Source organism: Pseudomonas fluorescens (assembly GCF_902497785.1).
Taxonomy (GTDB): Bacteria; Pseudomonadota; Gammaproteobacteria; order Pseudomonadales; family Pseudomonadaceae; genus Aquipseudomonas; species Aquipseudomonas fluorescens_BO.
Window position 1 is genome coordinate 89885 of sequence record NZ_CABVHK010000004.1, and the last position, 17960, is coordinate 107844.

At 60.8% G+C, this 17960-nt stretch carries 11 protein-coding genes; 7 read left to right on the top strand and 4 right to left on the bottom strand.

The features are described from left to right. Positions 1-12: 12 nt before the first annotated feature. The 3 genes from F8N62_RS07415 to F8N62_RS07425 all read right to left on the bottom strand — a co-directional run bounded on the left by F8N62_RS07415 (position 13) and on the right by F8N62_RS07425 (position 3022). Positions 13-1452 (bottom strand): DUF1254 domain-containing protein, encoded by a 1440-nt coding sequence (locus tag F8N62_RS07415; protein WP_150710336.1) that lies wholly within the window; start codon positions 1450-1452, stop codon positions 13-15. Positions 1453-1462: 10 nt separating this feature from the next. After that, entirely contained in the window at positions 1463-2254 is a 792-nt protein-coding gene (locus tag F8N62_RS07420; protein ID WP_150710337.1) for a hypothetical protein, read from the bottom strand. A 342-nt stretch (positions 2255-2596) separates the two neighbouring features. Next, on the bottom strand, positions 2597-3022 hold the full coding sequence (locus tag F8N62_RS07425) for a YciI family protein (RefSeq protein WP_150710338.1): 426 nt from the start codon (positions 3020-3022) through the stop codon (positions 2597-2599). Between the two features lie 344 nt (positions 3023-3366). Between F8N62_RS07425 and tpx the strand changes: the two genes are divergently transcribed. The 7 genes from tpx to F8N62_RS07465 all read left to right on the top strand — a co-directional run bounded on the left by tpx (position 3367) and on the right by F8N62_RS07465 (position 16273). Further along, positions 3367-3867: a thiol peroxidase gene (gene tpx / locus F8N62_RS07435; RefSeq protein WP_034146655.1), complete on the top strand. Its 501-nt coding sequence runs from the start codon at positions 3367-3369 to the stop codon at positions 3865-3867. Positions 3868-4045: 178 nt separating this feature from the next. Further along, positions 4046-5362 carry an MdtA/MuxA family multidrug efflux RND transporter periplasmic adaptor subunit gene (locus F8N62_RS07440; RefSeq protein WP_150710339.1) on the top strand — a complete coding sequence of 439 codons (1317 nt, stop codon included), beginning with the start codon at positions 4046-4048 and terminating at the stop codon, positions 5360-5362. Further along, positions 5359-8463 (top strand): MdtB/MuxB family multidrug efflux RND transporter permease subunit, encoded by a 3105-nt coding sequence (locus tag F8N62_RS07445; RefSeq protein ID WP_150710340.1) that lies wholly within the window; start codon positions 5359-5361, stop codon positions 8461-8463. The genes F8N62_RS07440 and F8N62_RS07445 overlap by 4 nt, the downstream gene beginning before the upstream one ends. Beyond that, positions 8460-11567: an efflux RND transporter permease subunit gene (locus tag F8N62_RS07450; protein ID WP_150710341.1), complete on the top strand. Its 3108-nt coding sequence runs from the start codon at positions 8460-8462 to the stop codon at positions 11565-11567. Before F8N62_RS07445 ends, F8N62_RS07450 begins: the two co-directional genes overlap by 4 nt. Beyond that, the gene (locus F8N62_RS07455; protein WP_150710342.1) at positions 11564-13039 is read left to right on the top strand and encodes an efflux transporter outer membrane subunit; all 1476 of its coding nucleotides are present in this window, start codon (positions 11564-11566) and stop codon (positions 13037-13039) included. The genes F8N62_RS07450 and F8N62_RS07455 overlap by 4 nt, the downstream gene beginning before the upstream one ends. 186 nt (positions 13040-13225) lie before the next feature. Then, a complete protein-coding gene (locus F8N62_RS07460) occupies positions 13226-15307 on the top strand; it encodes a putative bifunctional diguanylate cyclase/phosphodiesterase (protein WP_150710343.1) in 2082 nt (693 codons plus the stop codon). Positions 15308-15526: 219 nt separating this feature from the next. After that, a complete protein-coding gene (locus tag F8N62_RS07465) occupies positions 15527-16273 on the top strand; it encodes an SDR family oxidoreductase (protein WP_150710344.1) in 747 nt (248 codons plus the stop codon). 150 nt (positions 16274-16423) lie between these two features. Here F8N62_RS07465 and mapR read toward each other — a convergent pair whose 3' ends face one another. Beyond that, positions 16424-17833: a GntR family transcriptional regulator MpaR gene (gene mapR, locus F8N62_RS07470; RefSeq protein WP_150710345.1), complete on the bottom strand. Its 1410-nt coding sequence runs from the start codon at positions 17831-17833 to the stop codon at positions 16424-16426. Positions 17834-17960 lie beyond the last annotated feature (127 nt).

Genomic DNA, 17960 nt, shown 5'->3' on the forward strand with positions numbered 1-17960 from the left:
TACGGACTCCGTTTACTGTTTTTGTGGGACGACCGGCGTCAGCAACGGCATTTTCCAATCACCGCTCGCTACTTCCGGTTTTGGCAGATACAGGCGCAGCACCCCGTAGAACGGCCCGTTCGGCGCCGGCAGCCAGTTGCTTTGCAGGTCTTTGGCCGGTGCCTTGTTCTGCACGTACAGGGTCAGCCCGCCGTCGGCATCCAGCTTCAGGTCGGGTAACATCCGCGAATTGATCAGGTAGCGATTCAGAGGGTTGGCCACCAGCAACTTGTTCTTGCCGTCATACATCGTCAGCGACCAGAACGCGTCGGCCGGGGGCAGGGCGCCCTTGTCGAAATGCAGGGTGTAATTGTGTTTCGAGGCATCGGCCGGCTGACCGTCCTTGTCGACGAAATAGCCGATGTAATTCGCCTCTTCGGCGGAGTTGCCGAAGATGCCCATGTTGGCGCCGGCGTAGCGGTACAGGTAATTACCGTTGATATGGTCGCGGGTGCCGAAGAAATCGCCGCTGCTGACTTCATGGGTTTCGACCTTAGTCTTCTTGAACTCGGCGAATTCGGCCTTGGCATCGGCAATCCCGTCTTCCAGGGCTTTGCGCTGGCTGGCCGCGAGTTCACCCGGCTTGAACGGCTGGCCGGCGACGATGCCGATCTTCGCGAAGCGCGCCAGCAGGTCTTTTTCCGCGTCCTGGGGCGGGGCGAACGACAGCATGAAGTTGAGGTAGCGGAACAGGTCCGGTGTTTCACTCATGTTCGGTGTCGGTTTCGGCCAGTCGATTTTCGCCGGAGCAGGCGGGGCCTTTTGTTTGACGTAGTGGCTGAGCGGTTCGACGGTGTAGCCTTTCTGGATGTCCTTGACCTTGCCCACATCCTTCTCATCAAACAGCTGCGTGCGGTACAGCGCGTAAGCAATGTTGGTTTCACTGCGCAGCAGGCGGTCGATTTCAACCGGTTGCTGGCCTTGCCAGTTCGGGCCGGCAATCATGAAATGCCCGCCGTTGTTGCCGGTGCTGCGAGTGCCCAGATAAGCGAAGTTCTGCGTGTAGGCGTCGATCAATTGCACCGAGTAGTAACGATGCTCGTCGATGGCTGGCAGGGTCAGCACCACGGGTTCGGCACGCAGGTCCAGCCAGACGAACGAGTAAGGTGTATCGGCGTTGGGTGTGACGAACGCGGTGTCCTTGGCGGTGAACGCCTTGGCGGTGTTGCCAATCTGGTTGAACGGTGCCTTGTAGTTCGGGCTTTTCTTGTCGATCGCCTGGGTGTAAAGCGTCTTGTACATTTCCACCACCGGGAAGCCATACAAATAGGCCTCTTTAGCGATGGCCCGCGCCTCTTCGGGTGTGGCGGTGAAGTTGGCTTTGTTCGTGGTGCTGACGTCCTGAGCGCCGACCCCGCAACTGACAAACATGCTCATCAAGCTGTAACCGGCTGCCCGAAGTACACCGTGCATAGATAAACCCTTATTTACCGAACGTGACGTTGATGCCGGCGAACAACGTGAATTGCGGCAGACCGTCGCCTTTGCGTTCCACGGTCCACTGCGGCTCGATGAAGGCATTGAGGATATTGGGCCCGGATTTCCAGACCTTGCCCCCACCCAAACCGAGTGGGATGTAGTGGGTGTCGTTTTTCAGGTCGAAGGTCCAGGTGGCGGTGGAGCGCAGGTACCAGCCTTTGTCCAGGTTATGAATGACAAAGGGTTGAAAGGACGCGGTTTCGACGTGCTCGCGATCATGGTCACCGGCAAACGAGCTCTGGTATTGAACCAGCGCACCGAGCAGGCCACGGGGTGAAGAGTCAATCGCGACCGCCGCCAGCCCTGCCTGCCATTTCCCGGTGCCGAGTTCGTCTTGATCGGCAGTGGGTGCGGTGATCTGCGGGCCGATGCCCAGCTGCACGCCGTCGGTCTTGAGCAGGAAAATATCGAACAGGTTCAGGTCGCCTTCACCGGTGCTGTAACCACCATTCGGATCGGGGCGCGTGCTGATCGGCGCAGTGGCGCGCAGCAATTGCGGAACGCCGATGAAGTCGTTGGGCGCGATCGGCAGGGTGCCGCGCACCAGCAGATCATTGGTGTGGATATTGGAGTCGTAGTATTTCGGCGTGTAGTAGTCCTGCAGGTTCATCCCCGGTGCGAGGTTCAGCGGGTTGTTACTTTTGTTGGCCGTGTCGGCGTCCTCGGCCTGGGCACAATAGGCGGACGTTATTGAAGCCGCCAACAACAAGGCGTTTGCTCCTGAATGCTTGGACATGATTCCCCGGTTCCTTGGTGGCTCATTGGGCAACCCGGCACTTGGCGGCCGTAACTGCGTAATCTCTTTCCTATCAAGCCTGTAGGACACGTCTGATGACGTTAGCAGCTGGCACCGGGTTCGCCAGTCGAAGGGATTAATTCGTGGGTTCTGTGAGCCGTGGCAACGACAAAACGCGCGCAGGGCGGGCGCAAATCCTGTGGTGAGGGGATTTATCCCCGCTGGGCTGCGCAGCAGACCCTGATCTCTCGATTTTGGGGTGGCTCCGCCACCCAGCGGGGATAAATCCCCTCACCACAGGGGATCCGCGTCACTCAGCCCTTGCCGCAACCGACTAGCAGGTCAGCTACTCTTGATTTCCGCACGCAGGCGTTCTTCCTGCTCGCGCAATTCTGGCGTGAACTCGTCTCCGAAATCCTGCGCCTCAAACACTTGGCGAATTTCGATTTCAGCGTCGGTGCCCGGCATCGGGTTGGGGCAACGCTTGACCCACTCGATGGCTTCCTCTTTTGAGTTCACCTGCCACAGCCAATAGCCGGCGATCAGTTCCTTGGTCTCCGCGAACGGGCCGTCGATGACCGAGCGCTTGTCGCCGGAGAAACGCACACGGGCGCCTTTGCTGCTCGGGTGCAGGCCTTCGCCCGCCAACATGATGCCGGCCTTGACCAGTTCCTCGTTGTAATTGCCCATCGCGGTCAGCAGTTCTTCACTGGGCATGACACCGGCTTCGGAGTCGGCGCTGGCTTTGACAATGATCATGAATCGCATGGTTGTACTCCGTGAGAGTCAGGGTATTCACAGCATGGTCGAATGGCGCTGGTCCGAATCGACAAGTCACCCCAATAAACACTGGATGTACCCCGGACCTGTGGGAGCGAGCCTGCTCGCGAATGCGGACTTTCAGCCAACATCACTTCTGGATGACACAGCGCATTCGCGAGCAGGCTCGCTCCCACAGGAGTTGTGCAGAATTGCCACACTGCCTCACCCCGGTTATCCGCGATCTGCGGCCAGTTATCACGATTTGTATCCGGGGTAGGTCACCGGACCATTTCATGGTTAACTTCTGCCTCGTCGAATTTCTCCACAAAAACGTCAGAAGGACTCCGTTCATGGCTCAAGTCACTCTTAAAGGCAACCCGGTTCAAGTCAACGGCCAACTGCCACAAGCCGGTTCCAAGGCGCCAGCCTTCTCCCTGGTAGCCGGCAATCTGTCCGATGTGACCCTGGCGAACTTCGCCGGCAAGCGCAAAGTGCTGAACATCTTCCCAAGCGTCGACACGCCGACCTGCGCCACCTCGGTGCGCAAGTTCAACGCCCAGGCCAATGACGTCGCCAACACCGTCGTGCTGTGCATTTCCGCTGACCTGCCGTTCGCCCAGGCCCGTTTCTGCGGCGCCGAAGGCCTGGAGAACGTGCAGAACCTGTCGACCCTGCGCGGTGCAGAGTTCATCGAAAACTACGGCGTGGCGATTGCCGATGGTCCCCTCAAAGGCCTGACCGCGCGTGCTGTTGTGGTGCTGGACGAAAATGACAATGTGCTGCACAGCGAACTGGTCAGTGAAATCGGTCAAGAACCGAACTACGAAGCTGCACTCGCTGTTCTGAAATAAGCTAGTTATTACAATTGTTAACGGCCTGGCCCTGTCCAGGCCGTTTTCATTTGTGCTTCAGTGTCTTAGATAAATCTCCTGTTACGTAAGCCAAAGGTAAATTGCCGGTAAAGGCGCTTTGCTAAATACCCGCCAGTGCTTATCGTTCAGCCTCCCGTAGAAGATGCCCACGCGCCCAATGGTTGATCATTCAATGCAATCCTCCGCTTCCCGTAGTCCCCGTCGCTGGCTGTTCGGCCTGCTTGTCCTGTTGGTCATCGCTGGCCTGTGCTGGAAATTCTGGCCCGGCAGTGCTGCGCCAAAAGAAGGCGCAGGGCAAAAAGCCGTGGCCGGGCACACCGGCAAGGCAGGGGGCATGCGTCCAGGTTTTGGCGGCGCCTCCGGGCCGGTTCCGGTGCGTGTGGCGCCCGCGGTCAAGGGTGACTTCCCGCTGTACTACAAGGCGCTGGGCACGGTGACTGCGCTGAACACCATCAACGTGCGCAGCCGGGTGGGTGGCGAGCTGATCAAGGTGTCGTTCGAAGAAGGGCAGATGGTCAAGGCCGGTGATTTGCTCGCGGAAATCGACCCGCGTCCCTACCAGAACGCCTTGCTTCAGGCGGAAGGCACGTTGCTGCAGAATCAGGCGCAACTGAAAAACGCTCAGGTCGATGTCGAGCGTTATCGCGGCCTTTATCGCGAAGACAGCATCGCCAAGCAGACGCTGGACACTGCCGAAGCGCTGGTCGGCCAGTATCAAGGCACGGTCAAGACCAATCAGGCGGCGGTCAATGACGCCAAGCTCAATCTCGAATTCACCAAAATCCGCGCGCCGATTGCCGGCCGTGTGGGCTTGCGCCAGCTCGACGTCGGTAACCTCGTTGCCGCCAATGACACCACCGCGCTGGCGATCATCACCCAGACCCAGCCGATCAGTGTCGCGTTCACCTTGCCGGAAAACAGCCTCGACGTGGTGTTGGCCCGCTACCGCACCGGCGCCAAACTGCCCGCTGAAGCCTGGGACCGTGGCGACACCAAAATCCAGGCCACCGGCGTGTTGCAGAGCCTCGACAACCAGATCGACGTCACCACCGGCACCCTGAAATTCAAGGCGCGTTACGACAATCGCGATCAGGCGCTGTTTCCCAATCAATTCGTCAACGTCCATTTGTTGGCCGACACCCTGAAAGACGTGGTGCTGGCGCCTTCGGCGGCCATTCAGTTCGGCAACAACGGCACCTTCGTCTACGCTCTGGACGGCGACAAAAAAGTCACCATTCGCCAGTTGAAAGTGGGCGCCAGTGACGGTGAAAACACGGTGATCACTGAAGGCCTGGCGCCGGGCGAGCGCGTCGTTCTGGAAGGCACTGACCGCCTGAAGGAAGGCAGCGAAGTGGAAGTGGTCAACGACAGCAAAGATGTGCCGACCACGCCGACCGAACACCTGCAAGGCAAGTCGGCCGCCACCGCGCCTGACGCAACAGTCAGCGACAAGGCGAAAAAGGGCGGCGCATGAATCTCTCGCGGCTGTTCATCCTTCGCCCGGTCGCCACGACCCTGAGCATGCTGGCCATTATTCTGGCCGGCGTGATTGCCTATCGGTTGCTGCCGGTGTCGGCCTTGCCTCAGGTGGATTACCCGACCATCCGTGTGATGACCCTCTATCCCGGCGCCAGCCCGGATGTCATGACCAGCGCCGTGACCGCGCCGCTCGAACGCCAATTCGGGCAGATGCCCGGCCTGACCCAGATGGCCTCGACCAGTTCCGGCGGCGCCTCGGTGCTGACCTTGCGGTTCAGCCTCGACATCAACATGGACGTCGCTGAACAACAGGTGCAGGCCGCGATCAATGCCGCGACCAACCTGTTGCCCAAGGACCTGCCGGCGCCGCCGGTGTACAACAAGGTCAACCCGGCGGACACCCCGGTGCTGACCCTGGCCATCACCTCCAAAACCATGCTGCTGCCCAAACTCAACGACCTGGTCGATACGCGCATGGCGCAGAAAATCGCCCAGATCAGCGGCGTCGGCATGGTCAGCATTGCCGGCGGCCAGCGTCAGGCGGTGCGGATCAAGGTCAACCCTGAAGCCCTCGCGGCGAATGGGCTGAACCTGTCAGATGTGCGCACGCTGATCGGCGCGTCGAACGTCAATCAGCCCAAGGGCAATTTCGACGGCCCGACCCGGGTTTCGATGCTGGATGCAAACGATCAACTGACCTCGCCCGAGGATTACGCCAACCTCATTCTGGCCTACGCCAACGGCGCGCCGTTGCGACTCAAGGACGTCGCGGAAATCGTCGACGGCGCGGAGAACGAGCGGCTCGCGGCCTGGGCCAATGAAAACCAGGCGATCTTGCTCAATATCCAGCGTCAACCCGGCGCCAACGTCATCGAGGTGGTCGACCGGATCAAGGCGCTGCTGCCGAGCATCACCGACAACCTGCCGGCCGGGCTCGATGTCACGGTGCTGACCGACCGCACCCAAACCATTCGCGCCTCCGTCACCGATGTGCAACACGAACTGCTGATCGCCATCGCCCTGGTGGTCATGGTCACGTTCCTGTTCCTGCGCCGGGCCAGTGCCACGATCATTCCGTCGGTGGCGGTGCCGTTGTCGCTGATCGGCACGTTTGGCGTGATGTACCTCGCCGGTTTCTCGGTCAACAACCTGACGTTGATGGCCTTGACCATCGCCACCGGCTTCGTGGTCGACGATGCCATCGTCATGCTGGAGAACATTTCCCGCTACATCGAAGAGGGCGAGACCCCACTGAATGCGGCGCTAAAAGGCGCGAAGCAGATTGGCTTCACCCTGATCTCCCTGACGCTGTCGCTGATCGCGGTACTGATTCCGCTGCTGTTCATGGCCGACGTGGTCGGGCGCCTGTTCCGCGAATTTGCCATCACGCTGGCGGTGGCCATTCTGATTTCCCTGGTGGTTTCCCTGACCCTGACGCCGATGATGTGCGCGCGTTTGCTCAAGCGCGAGCCCAAGGAAGAAGAGCAGGGCCGTTTCTACCGGGCCAGCGGTGCCACAATTGATTGGATGATCGCAGCTTACGGGCGCAAGTTAACGTGGGTTCTCAAGCACCAACCGCTGACATTGCTGGTGGCCATCGGCACCCTGGCGCTGACCGTGGTCCTCTACATGATGGTTCCGAAGGGCTTCTTCCCGGTGCAGGACACCGGGGTGATCCAGGGTATTTCCGAGGCGCCGCAGTCGATTTCCTTCGCGGCCATGAGCGAGCGACAGCAGGAACTGGCCAAGGTGATCCTCGCGGACCCGGCGGTCGAGAGTCTGTCGTCCTACATCGGTGTCGACGGTGACAACGCGACGCTCAATAGCGGTCGCTTGCTGATCAACCTCAAGTCCCACAGCGACCGCGACCTGGGCGCGACCGAGGTCATCGCCCGGCTGCAACCGGAACTGAACAAGCTGGTCGGCATCCGTCTGTTCATGCAGCCCGTGCAGGACCTGACCATCGAGGACCGGGTCAGCCGCACCCAATACCAATTCAGCATGTCATCGCCGGATTCCGAGCTGCTCAGCCTGTGGAGCAGCCGTCTGGTCGAGGCGTTGGCCCAGCGGCCGGAGCTGACCGATGTCGCCAGTGATTTGCAGGACAAAGGCTTGCAGGTCTATCTGGTGATCGACCGCGATGCGGCGTCACGGGTCGGCGTGTCGGTGTCGAACATCACCGATGCACTGTACGACGCCTTCGGCCAGCGGCAGATTTCCACCATTTACACCCAGGCCAGCCAATACCGCGTGGTCCTGCAATCGCAATCCGGGGAGAAGATCGGCCCGGATGCGCTGAATCAGATTCATGTGAAAACCACCGATGGCGGGCAAGTACGCCTGTCCAGCCTGGCACGGATCGAGGAGCGTCAGGCACAACTGGCGATTACCCACATCGGCCAGTTTCCGGCGGTGATGATGTCGTTCAACCTGGCGTCCGGCGTGGCGTTGGGGCATGCGGTGGAGATCATCGAGCAGGTGCAGCAAGACATCGGCATGCCGCTCGGCGTGCAGACCCGGTTCCAGGGCGCGGCCGAAGCGTTCCAGGCGTCGCTGTCGAGCACTTTGCTGCTGATTCTGGCGGCGGTGGTGACCATGTATATCGTGCTTGGCGTGCTGTACGAGAGCTACATCCACCCGATCACCATTCTCTCGACCTTGCCCTCGGCGGCGGTCGGCGCCTTGCTCGCCTTGCTGTTGAGTGGCAATGACCTGGGGATGATCGCGATCATCGGCATCATTCTGCTGATCGGCATCGTGAAAAAGAACGCGATCATGATGATCGACTTCGCCCTCGACGCCGAACGCAATCAGGGCATGGACCCGGAGACCGCGATCTATCAGGCGGCGCTGCTGCGGTTCCGGCCAATCCTGATGACCACGCTGGCGGCGCTGTTTGGCGCCGTGCCGTTGATGCTGGCCACCGGTTCCGGCGCGGAGTTGCGACAACCGTTGGGTCTGGTGATGGTCGGTGGCTTGCTGCTGAGCCAGGTTTTGACTTTGTTCACCACCCCGGTGATTTACCTGTACTTCGATCGCCTCGGCCGGCGCTGGGGTCGTAAATCCGGCGCTGTGGAAGTGGTCGAACAGCCATGAACCTCTCCGGACCTTTCATCAAGCGCCCGGTGGCGACGATGTTGCTGAGCCTGGCGATCATGTTGCTGGGCGGGGTGAGCTTCGGCCTGTTGCCGGTGTCGCCGTTGCCGCAAATGGACTTCCCGGTGATCGTGGTCCAGGCCAGCTTGCCCGGCGCGAGCCCGGAGGTGATGGCGTCGACCGTGGCCACGCCGCTGGAGCGCTCCTTCGGCGCCATCGCCGGGGTCAACACCATGAGCAGCCGTTCCAGCCAGGGCTCGACCCGGGTGATTCTGCAATTTGACCTCGACCGCGACATCAACGGCGCGGCGCGGGAAGTGCAAGCGGCGATCAACGCTTCGCGTAACCTGCTGCCGAGCGGGATGCGCAGCATGCCGACCTACAAGAAGGTCAACCCGTCCCAGGCACCGATCATGGTGCTGTCGCTGACCTCGGACGTGCTGGAAAAGGGTCAGCTCTACGACCTGGCTTCGACCATCCTGTCGCAGAGCCTGTCCCAGGTGCAGGGCGTCGGCGAAGTGCAGATCGGCGGCAGCTCCCTGCCGGCAGTGCGCATCGAACTCGAACCGCAAGCGCTGAACCAGTACGGCGTGGCACTGGACGATGTGCGCAACACCATCGCCAACGCCAACGTGCGCCGGCCCAAGGGCTCGGTGGAAGACGGGCAGCGCTTGTGGCAGGTGCAGGCCAACGATCAACTGGAAAAAGCCAAGGATTACGAGTCGCTGATCATTCACTACGCTGACGGCGCCGCCTTGCGTCTCAAAGATGTGGCGAAAGTCAGCGACGGTGTCGAGGACCGCTACAACAGCGGATTTTTCAACGATGACGCGGCGGTGTTGCTGGTGATCAACCGGCAGGCCGGTGCCAACATCATCGAGACGGTCAACGAGATCAAGGCCCAGCTTCCAGCCTTGCAAGCGGTGTTGCCGGCCAGCGTCAAACTGAACCTGGCCATGGACCGCTCGCCGGTGATCAAGGCCACCCTGCACGAAGCGGAAATGACCCTGCTGATCGCCGTGGCGCTGGTGATTCTGGTGGTGTACCTGTTTCTCGGCAACTTCCGTGCCTCGCTGATTCCAACGCTTGCGGTGCCAGTGTCGCTGGTGGGCACCTTTGCAGTGATGTACCTCTACGGTTTCTCGCTGAACAACTTGTCGCTGATGGCGTTGATTCTGGCCACTGGATTGGTGGTGGACGATGCCATCGTGGTCCTGGAGAACATCTCCCGGCATATCGACAAAGGCGTGCCGCCGATGAAAGCCGCGTACCTCGGGGCTCAGGAAGTCGGTTTCACCCTGCTGTCGATGAACGTGTCGCTGGTGGCAGTGTTCCTGTCGATCCTGTTCATGGGCGGCATCGTTGAAAGCCTGTTCCGCGAGTTTTCCATCACGCTGGCGGCGGCCATTGTCGTGTCGCTGGTGGTTTCGCTGACCCTGACACCAATGCTCTGCGCCCGCTGGCTCAAGCCGCATACACCGGGTGAAGAAAACCGCCTGCAACGCTGGAGCCAGCGCGCCAATGAATGGATGGTCGGCAAATACGCCACCAGCCTAGACTGGGTGTTGCGTCACCGGCGCCTGACTCTGCTTAGCCTGATCGTGACAGTTGGCGTGAACATCGCGCTGTATGTCGTTGTTCCTAAGACATTTATGCCGCAACAAGACACGGGTCAGCTCATCGGATTTGTCCGCGGTGACGATGGCCTGTCGTTCAGCGTGATGCAGCCAAAGATGGAAACCTTCCGGCGTGCCGTGCTCAAGGACGATGCCGTCGAAAGCGTCGCCGGCTTCATCGGTGGTTCCAACGGCACCAACAACGCCTTCATGCTGGTGCGCCTGAAGCCGATCAAGGAGCGCGGTGTGTCCGCGCAAAAGGTCATCGAACGCCTGCGCAAGGAAATGCCCAAAGTCGCCGGTGCGCAGCTGATGCTGATGGCGGATCAGGATCTGCAGTTTGGCGGTGGTCGTGAACAGACGACGTCGCAATACACCTACATCCTGCAAAGCGCGGACCTTGGCGAATTGCGCCAGTGGTACCCGAAAGTCGTAACGGCCCTGAAAGCGTTGCCGGAGCTGACCGCGATTGATGCCCGGGAGGGACGCGGTGCGCAGCAGGTGACGTTGATCGTCGATCGTGATCAGGCGAAACGCCTGGGCGTGGACATGGACATGGTCACTTCGGTGCTGAACAACGCTTTCAGCCAGCGGCAGATTTCGACGATCTACGACAGCCTCAACCAGTATCAAGTGGTGATGGAGGTCAATCCGAAATACGCCCAGGACCCGATCACCCTTAAACAGGTTCAAGTGATCACCGCCGATGGCGCACGGATTCCGCTGTCCACCATTGCCCATTACGAAAACAGTCTGGAAGACGACCGGGTCAGCCACGAAGGCCAGTTCGCTTCCGAAAGCATTTCTTTCGACATGGCGGAAGGCGTGACGGTGGAGCAGGGAACGGCCGCCATCGAGCGGGCGATTGCGCTGTTGGGCATGCCGGAAGATGTGATCGTGAAAGTGGCCGGCACTGCAGACGCCTTCGCCGCGACGCAGAAAAGCCAGCCGTGGATGATTCTGGGCGCGCTGGTGGCGGTGTATCTGGTGCTCGGCGTGCTGTACGAAAGCTACATCCATCCGCTGACCATTCTCTCGACCTTGCCGTCTGCCGGGGTCGGTGCCTTGCTGTCGATCTATGCGCTGGGCGGCGAGTTCAGCCTGATTTCGTTGCTGGGCCTGTTCCTGTTGATCGGCGTGGTGAAGAAAAACGCCATTCTGATGATCGACCTGGCGTTGCAACTGGAACGGCATCAGGGCCTGGAGCCGCTGGAATCGATACGCAGCGCGTGCCTGCAACGTCTGCGGCCGATTCTGATGACCACACTGGCCGCGATCCTCGGCGCCTTGCCGTTGCTGCTCGGGCGTGCCGAAGGCGCCGAAATGCGCCAGCCGCTGGGCCTGACCATCATCGGCGGGCTGATTTTCAGTCAAGTACTGACCCTTTACACCACCCCGGTGGTTTACCTCTATCTCGACAAGCTGCGCCATCGTTTCAACCAATGGCGTGGAGTGCGTACCGATGCTGCTCTGGAAACTCCGCTATGACTGACCGTTCGCTTATCAACCTGCCGGCATCGCTGATCACCGCCCGAGGCTCGCGTTTGTTGAGCCTGTCGCTGTGCGTGGCGTTGCTCAGTGCCTGCGCCATCGGCCCGGATTACCAGCGTCCGCAAGCCGCCGCGCCAGCGCAGTACAAGGAAGCGGCCGGCTGGCGTCAGGCCAATCCGAGCGATTCCCTGGCCCGCGGCGCCTGGTGGGAGTTGTATGGCGATCAGCAGCTCAACGGCCTGATCGACCGGCTCAACAGCGCCAACCAGACCGTCGCCCAGTCCGAAGCCCAATACCGTCAGGCCCAGGCCCTCGTGCGCAGTGCCCGCGGTGCTTTCTTCCCGACCGTGGACCTGACGGTCGGAAAAAACCGCTCCAGCCAGGGCACCGGCAGCAGCAGTTCGAGCCTGAGCAGCACCTCCAGCGGCATTCGCGATACTTACACGGCCCAGGCCGGGGTCAGTTGGGAGGCCGATGTCTGGGGCAAGCTGCGTCGGGGCCTTGAGGCCGACACCGCCAACGCCGAAGCGAGTTTCGCCGATCTGGCGGCGATGCGTTTGAGCCAGCAGTCGGAACTGGTTCAGAACTACCTGCAACTGCGGGTGATCGACGAGCAAAGACGTTTGTTGCAAGCGACGGTCGAGGCCTATCAACGCTCGTTGAAAATGACCGAAAACCAGTACCGCGCCGGTGTGTCCGGCAAGGATGCGGTGTCCCAGGCACAGACTCAGCTCAAAAGTACCGAGGCTGACATGGTCGACCTGATCTGGCAGCGTGCGCAGTTTGAAAACGCCATCGCCGTGTTGATCGGCCTGCCGCCCGCCGAGTTCAGCCTGGCGGAAACCCCCGACATTCCAGAATTGCCGAGCGTACCGCTGAACCTGCCGTCGCAGCTGCTGGAACGGCGCCCCGACATTGCCTCCGCCGAGCGCTCGGTGATGGCGGCCAACGCCAACATCGGCGTGGCCAAGGCCGCGTATTACCCGGACCTGACGCTGAGCCTGAACGGTGGTTACAGCAGCAGTACGTCGTCCAACTGGATCAGCGTGCCGAACCGTTTCTGGTCGGTCGGTCCGCAACTGGCGATGACCTTGTTTGACGGCGGGCAGCGCTCGGCGGAAGTGGATCGCAGCGAGGCGGCCTATGACGAAACAGTCGCCAAGTACCGCCAGACCGTGCTCGACGGTTTCCGCGAGGTAGAAAACTACCTGGTGCAGCTCAAGGTGCTGGAGGACGAATCCGCTGTGCGTCAGCAAGCGCTGGATGCGGCGCGTGAATCGCTGCGCCTGATTCAGAATCAGTACAAGGCCGGGTTGATCGCGTATCTGGATGTCGTGGTGGTCCAGGCGACAACACTGAACAATGAACGCAACATGCTGGATTTGCTGCAAAGTCGTCTGATTGCCAGCGTGCAGCTGATTGCCGCGTTGGGTGGCGGCTGGGACGGTCAGGTCAACCCACCCAACTGAGGGGCGCAGAACCTGCGGAGTGTAGGAGCTGTCGAGTCAAAGCCATTTTACGGGTCAAACAAGCGTTTCATCGGGTTGATGGCCCTTTGCTAATTTTGTCAGTGCGTTCTCACGCGCAATCAGTACAATCGCCCGATTTGCCCTCCGAGAACGGAAGCAGTACGGCGGGTAGTCTCGAGAAGTCTCATGCTCATCGGTAGCTATTCCCCCACGCTGGTTATCATCTCGCTGATTGTGGCGATTCTCGCCTCCTATACCGCGCTCGACATGACCGGGCGCATCGCCACCGCCAAGGGCCGCGCCGTGCATTTGTGGACGGCCGGCGGCGCGTTTGCGATGGGCATCGGCGTGTGGTCGATGCATTTCATCGGCATGCTCGCGTTTGAATTGCCGATCGATCTCGGTTACGACCTCACCCTGACACTGCTGTCGCTGCTGACCGCGTTCCTGTCTTGCGGCTTTGCCCTGTGGCTGGTCAGTCAGCCTCGCTTGCCGGTCTGGCAACTGGCGTTCGGCGCGTTGGTCATGGGTGCCGGCATCAGTGCCATGCACTACACCGGCATGGCCGCGATGCGCATGCAGCCTGGCATTGATTACGACCCGATATTGTTCGGCGCTTCGTTGCTGATCGCCGTCGGTGCGTCCGGCGCGGCCTTATGGATTGCCTTCCGCCTGCGCCGACACACGCCTCACGTCAGTCTGATCCGGGCGGGTGCGGCAGTGATCATGGGCATCGCCATCGTCGGCATGCACTACACCGCCATGGCGGCCGCGCGTTTTCCGGACGGCAGTTTCTGTGGCGCGGCCGTCAATGGTCTGAGCGGCAAGGGCCTGGACAGTCTGGTGTTGATCACCACACTGGCGGTGCTGAGCATTGCCTTGCTGACGTCGGTGCTCGATGCACGGCTCGAGGCTCGCACCGCGCAACTGGCCCAATCCCTGACCGAAGCCAATCGCGAACTCACCCAATTGGCGCTGCACGATACCCTGACCGGCCTGCCGAATCGGGTACTGCTGGCCGACCGCATTGATCAGGCGATGTCGAGGGTGCAGGAGCAGGGCGGCTGTTTTGCCTTGATGTTCATCGATCTGGACGGTTTCAAACCGGTCAATGATGCGTTCGGGCATCACATGGGCGATCAACTGCTGCGCGAAGTCGGCCTGCGTCTGCGTGAGGATTTGCGCAGTCATGACACGCTGGCGCGGATTGGCGGCGATGAGTTCGTGCTGCTGGTGCAACTGGCTGATGAAAATGACGTACTGAATCTGGCGGCGCGTCAGGTCGGGTTGATCGCCCGTTCATTTCGCGTCGCCGAACATCATCTTCAGATCTCCGCCAGTATCGGCATCGCTCTGTATCCGGGCAACGTCCAGACCGCTGAGGAATTGCTGATGAATGCCGACGCGGCCATGTATCACGCCAAGGGCGCGGGCAAAAACGGCTATAGCTTCTTCGACGCCTCGATGAACACCAACGCGCGCAAACAGCTGCAATTGCTGCAAGACCTGCGCAATGCGCTGGATCAGCAACAATTCAGTCTCTATTACCAGCCGAAATTCGACGCCGGCAATGGCCGTCCGGTCGGCGCCGAAGCATTGCTGCGCTGGGAGCACCCGACCCAGGGCATGCTCCTGCCGGACAAATTCATCGATCTGGCGGAGAAGACCGGGCTGATCATTCCGATTGGTGACTGGGTGCTGAACGAGGCCTGTCGGCAGATGCGCGAGTGGTACCTGCTCGGCTACACCGACTGGCGTATTGCCGTGAACCTCTCCGCTTTGCAGTTTTGCCACTCAGGCTTGGTCAAAAGCGTGGCCAGGGCGCTGGCCACGCACCAGCTTCCGGCCAACAGCCTGACCCTGGAAATCACCGAAACCACCGCCATGAGCGACGCCGACGCAAGCATGGCGGTGCTCAAAGAACTCTCGGGCATGGGCGTCGACCTGTCGATTGATGACTTTGGTACGGGCTATTCAAGCCTGATGTACCTCAAGCGTTTGCCGGCCAACGAACTGAAGATCGACCGGGGCTTCGTCCGCGATCTGGAGCGGGACAGCGACGATGCAGCCATCGTTTCAGCAATCGTCGCCCTCGGCCAGGCGCTGGGCTTGCGGATCGTTGCCGAAGGCGTGGAAACCGATGTGCAGCAGGATTTTCTGACCCAACTGGGGTGCGACTCGTTACAGGGTTATCTGTTGGGGCATCCGCTGCCTGCCGAGCGCTTCATGATCGATATTCTTCGTGCCGAGCAACTCGCTGCCGGTTGACGCACCCTGTGGCGAGGGAGCTTGCTCCCGCTCGGCTGCGCAGCAGTCGCAAAACGATGGATGCGGTATAGCTGATGAGCTGCGGCGCATGGTTATGGGGCTGCTGCGCAGCCGAGCGGGAGCGAGCTCCCTCGCCACAGGGCACCACCCCATGCAAAAAACGTCGATGGCGGTTATTCTTGGCCCCGACTGCTTACGCTTGAACGGGGAAAAGCTCGCATGGACAAAGTCATCGTCATCACCGGCGGCAGCCGCGGCATCGGCGCCGCCACCGCACTGTTGGCCGCCGGGCAGGGCTATCGGATCTGCATCAACTATCAGTCCGATGAAGAAGCGGCGCACCGCGTGCTCGAGCAAGTCCGCGCACTCGGTGCCCAGGCCATCGCGGTCCGGGCGGACGTCAGCATCGAAGACGAAGTGATCGCGCTATTTCACCGGGTCGACACCGAACTGGGCCGGGTCACCGCACTGGTCAACAACGCCGGCACCGTGGGACAGAAGTCCCGGGTCGACGAAATGTCCGAATTCCGCATTCTCAAAACCTTGAAAACCAATGTTCTGGCGCCCATCCTCTGCGCCAAGCACGCCCTCCTGCGCATGTCGCCCAAACATGGCGGGCAGGGCGGCAGCATCGTCAACGTCTCATCGGTCGCCGCACGTCTTGGTTCACCCAACGAGTACGTGGATTACGCCGCCTCAAAAGGCGCGCTGGACACCTTCACCATCGGCCTGTCCAAGGAAGTGGCCGGCGAAGGCATCCGCGTCAATGCGGTGCGCCCCGGCTACATCTACACCGACTTCCATGCGTTGAGCGGCGACCCGGACCGGGTCAGCAAACTGGAATCGGCGATTCCAATGGCCCGCGGTGGGCGGCCGGATGAAGTGGCAGAGGCGATTGTGTGGTTGTTGTCGGATAAGGCTTCTTATGCGACGGGGACTTTTGTGGATTTGGGCGGTGGGCGTTAATCCTCAAGATTTGCTTTGTCTGTTCTGGCCCCTTCGCGGGCAAGCCCGCTCCCACAGTGAGCCATGGTGTATCTAAACTTTGTGGTCGACACAAAAAACTGTGGGAGCGGGCTTGCTCGCGAAGGGGCCGGACCTGCCAACATCAAACCCTCAGAATGACCGAACAATCCGCCCCAACGTCTCCATCGCCTTCTCCGAAGCCTCATCCCAAGGGCTCCCGTAATTCAGGCGAATACAATTCCTGAACCGCTGCGTCGGCGAGAAAATCGGCCCCGGCGCAATGCTGATGCCCTGCGCCAGCGCCATCTGGAATAACTTCAACGAATCCATCTGCGCCGGCAGTTCCAGCCACAAAAAGTACCCGCCTGCCGGTTGGCTGACCCGTGTCTGCGCCGGAAAGTATCGCGCAATCGCCGCCAGCATCGCGCTCTGCTGCTCTTCCAGCGCGTATCGCAATTTACGCAGATGCCGGTCATAACCACCGTGTTGCAAGTAATCGGCAAGGGCCGCCTGTGCCGGCATCGAGGCGCACAGTGAGGTCATGAGTTTCAGCCGTTCGATTTTCTGCGCATAGCGCCCGGCCGCCACCCAGCCGATGCGATAACCGGGGGCCAGACTTTTGGCAAAGGAGCCGCAATGCATCACTAACCCTTCGGTATCGAATGCCTTGGCCGGTTTCGGTGCCTGTTGGCCGTAATACAGCTCGGCGTAAACGTCGTCTTCAATCAACGGCACCTGATGGCTGCGCAACAACTCCACCAGCTCCTGTTTCTTCGCCTCGGGCATGGTCGCGCCCATCGGGTTCTGGAAACTGGTCATGCACCAGCAGGCCTTGATCGGGTGGCGTTCCAGGGTTTGCGCGAGCACGTTGAGGTCGATGCCGTCGCGCGGGTGCACGGGGATTTCCACGGCTTTGAGTTTCAACCGTTCGAGGATTTGCAGGCACGCATAAAACGCCGGGGCTTCGATGGCCACCAGGTCGCCGGGTTCGGTTACGGCTTGCAGGCACAGGTTCAGCGCTTCAAGCGCGCCGTTGGTGATCAGCAGTTCTTCCATGGGCAGCATCAGGCCGCCGACCATGTAGCGCAGGGCGATTTGCCGACGCAGTTGCGGGTTGCCCGGCGACATGTCGGTGACGACCATGCGCGGGTCCATGTCCCGGGCGGCGCTGGCCAGTGAGCGCGACAGGCGCTGCAGCGGAAACAGGGTCGGGCTGGGGAAGGCCGAGCCGAAGGGGACGGTGTTGGGGTCCTTGATCGAGTCGAGGACGGAGAACACCAGTTCGCTGACGTCGACTTCGGTCGATTCGTTGACCTGGCTGCTGATCACCGGCTCGGAAAACGGGCTGGGCGCGTGGGTGTTGACGAAGTAGCCGGAGCGCGGGCGGGCGCGGATCAAGCCGCGGCGTTCCAGCAAGTAATAAGCCTGGAACACCGTGGACGGGCTGACGCCGTAGGTCTGGCTGGCGTAACGCACCGATGGCACGCGCTGGCCCGGGCCGAGAACGCCGGAGCGGATCAGTTCAGCGATGTCATCGGCGAATTTTTCATAGCGTTTCATCAAGTGCCCAGGTTGGTGTGATTCAGTTGGTGCGCCGCTGTGGCGAGGGAGCTTGCTCCCGCTCGGCTGCGTAGCAGTCGTAAATTTTTGGGGGCGCTTCGCTCCCCAGCGGGAGCAAGCTCCCTCG

What these genes read in the sequence shown, in the direction of transcription:
- F8N62_RS07460 (WP_150710343.1), top strand. Translation starts at nt 13,226, where the DNA reads ATGCTCATCGGTAGCTATTCCCCCACGCTGGTTATCATCTCGCTGATT.
- tpx (WP_034146655.1), top strand. Translation starts at nt 3,367, where the DNA reads ATGGCTCAAGTCACTCTTAAAGGCAACCCGGTTCAAGTCAACGGCCAA.
- F8N62_RS07415 (WP_150710336.1), bottom strand. Translation starts at nt 1,452, where the DNA reads ATGCACGGTGTACTTCGGGCAGCCGGTTACAGCTTGATGAGCATGTTT.
- mapR (WP_150710345.1), bottom strand. Translation starts at nt 17,833, where the DNA reads ATGAAACGCTATGAAAAATTCGCCGATGACATCGCTGAACTGATCCGC.
- F8N62_RS07445 (WP_150710340.1), top strand. Translation starts at nt 5,359, where the DNA reads ATGAATCTCTCGCGGCTGTTCATCCTTCGCCCGGTCGCCACGACCCTG.
- F8N62_RS07420 (WP_150710337.1), bottom strand. Translation starts at nt 2,254, where the DNA reads ATGTCCAAGCATTCAGGAGCAAACGCCTTGTTGTTGGCGGCTTCAATA.
- F8N62_RS07455 (WP_150710342.1), top strand. Translation starts at nt 11,564, where the DNA reads ATGACTGACCGTTCGCTTATCAACCTGCCGGCATCGCTGATCACCGCC.
- F8N62_RS07425 (WP_150710338.1), bottom strand. Translation starts at nt 3,022, where the DNA reads ATGCGATTCATGATCATTGTCAAAGCCAGCGCCGACTCCGAAGCCGGT.
- F8N62_RS07465 (WP_150710344.1), top strand. Translation starts at nt 15,527, where the DNA reads ATGGACAAAGTCATCGTCATCACCGGCGGCAGCCGCGGCATCGGCGCC.
- F8N62_RS07450 (WP_150710341.1), top strand. Translation starts at nt 8,460, where the DNA reads ATGAACCTCTCCGGACCTTTCATCAAGCGCCCGGTGGCGACGATGTTG.
- F8N62_RS07440 (WP_150710339.1), top strand. Translation starts at nt 4,046, where the DNA reads ATGGTTGATCATTCAATGCAATCCTCCGCTTCCCGTAGTCCCCGTCGC.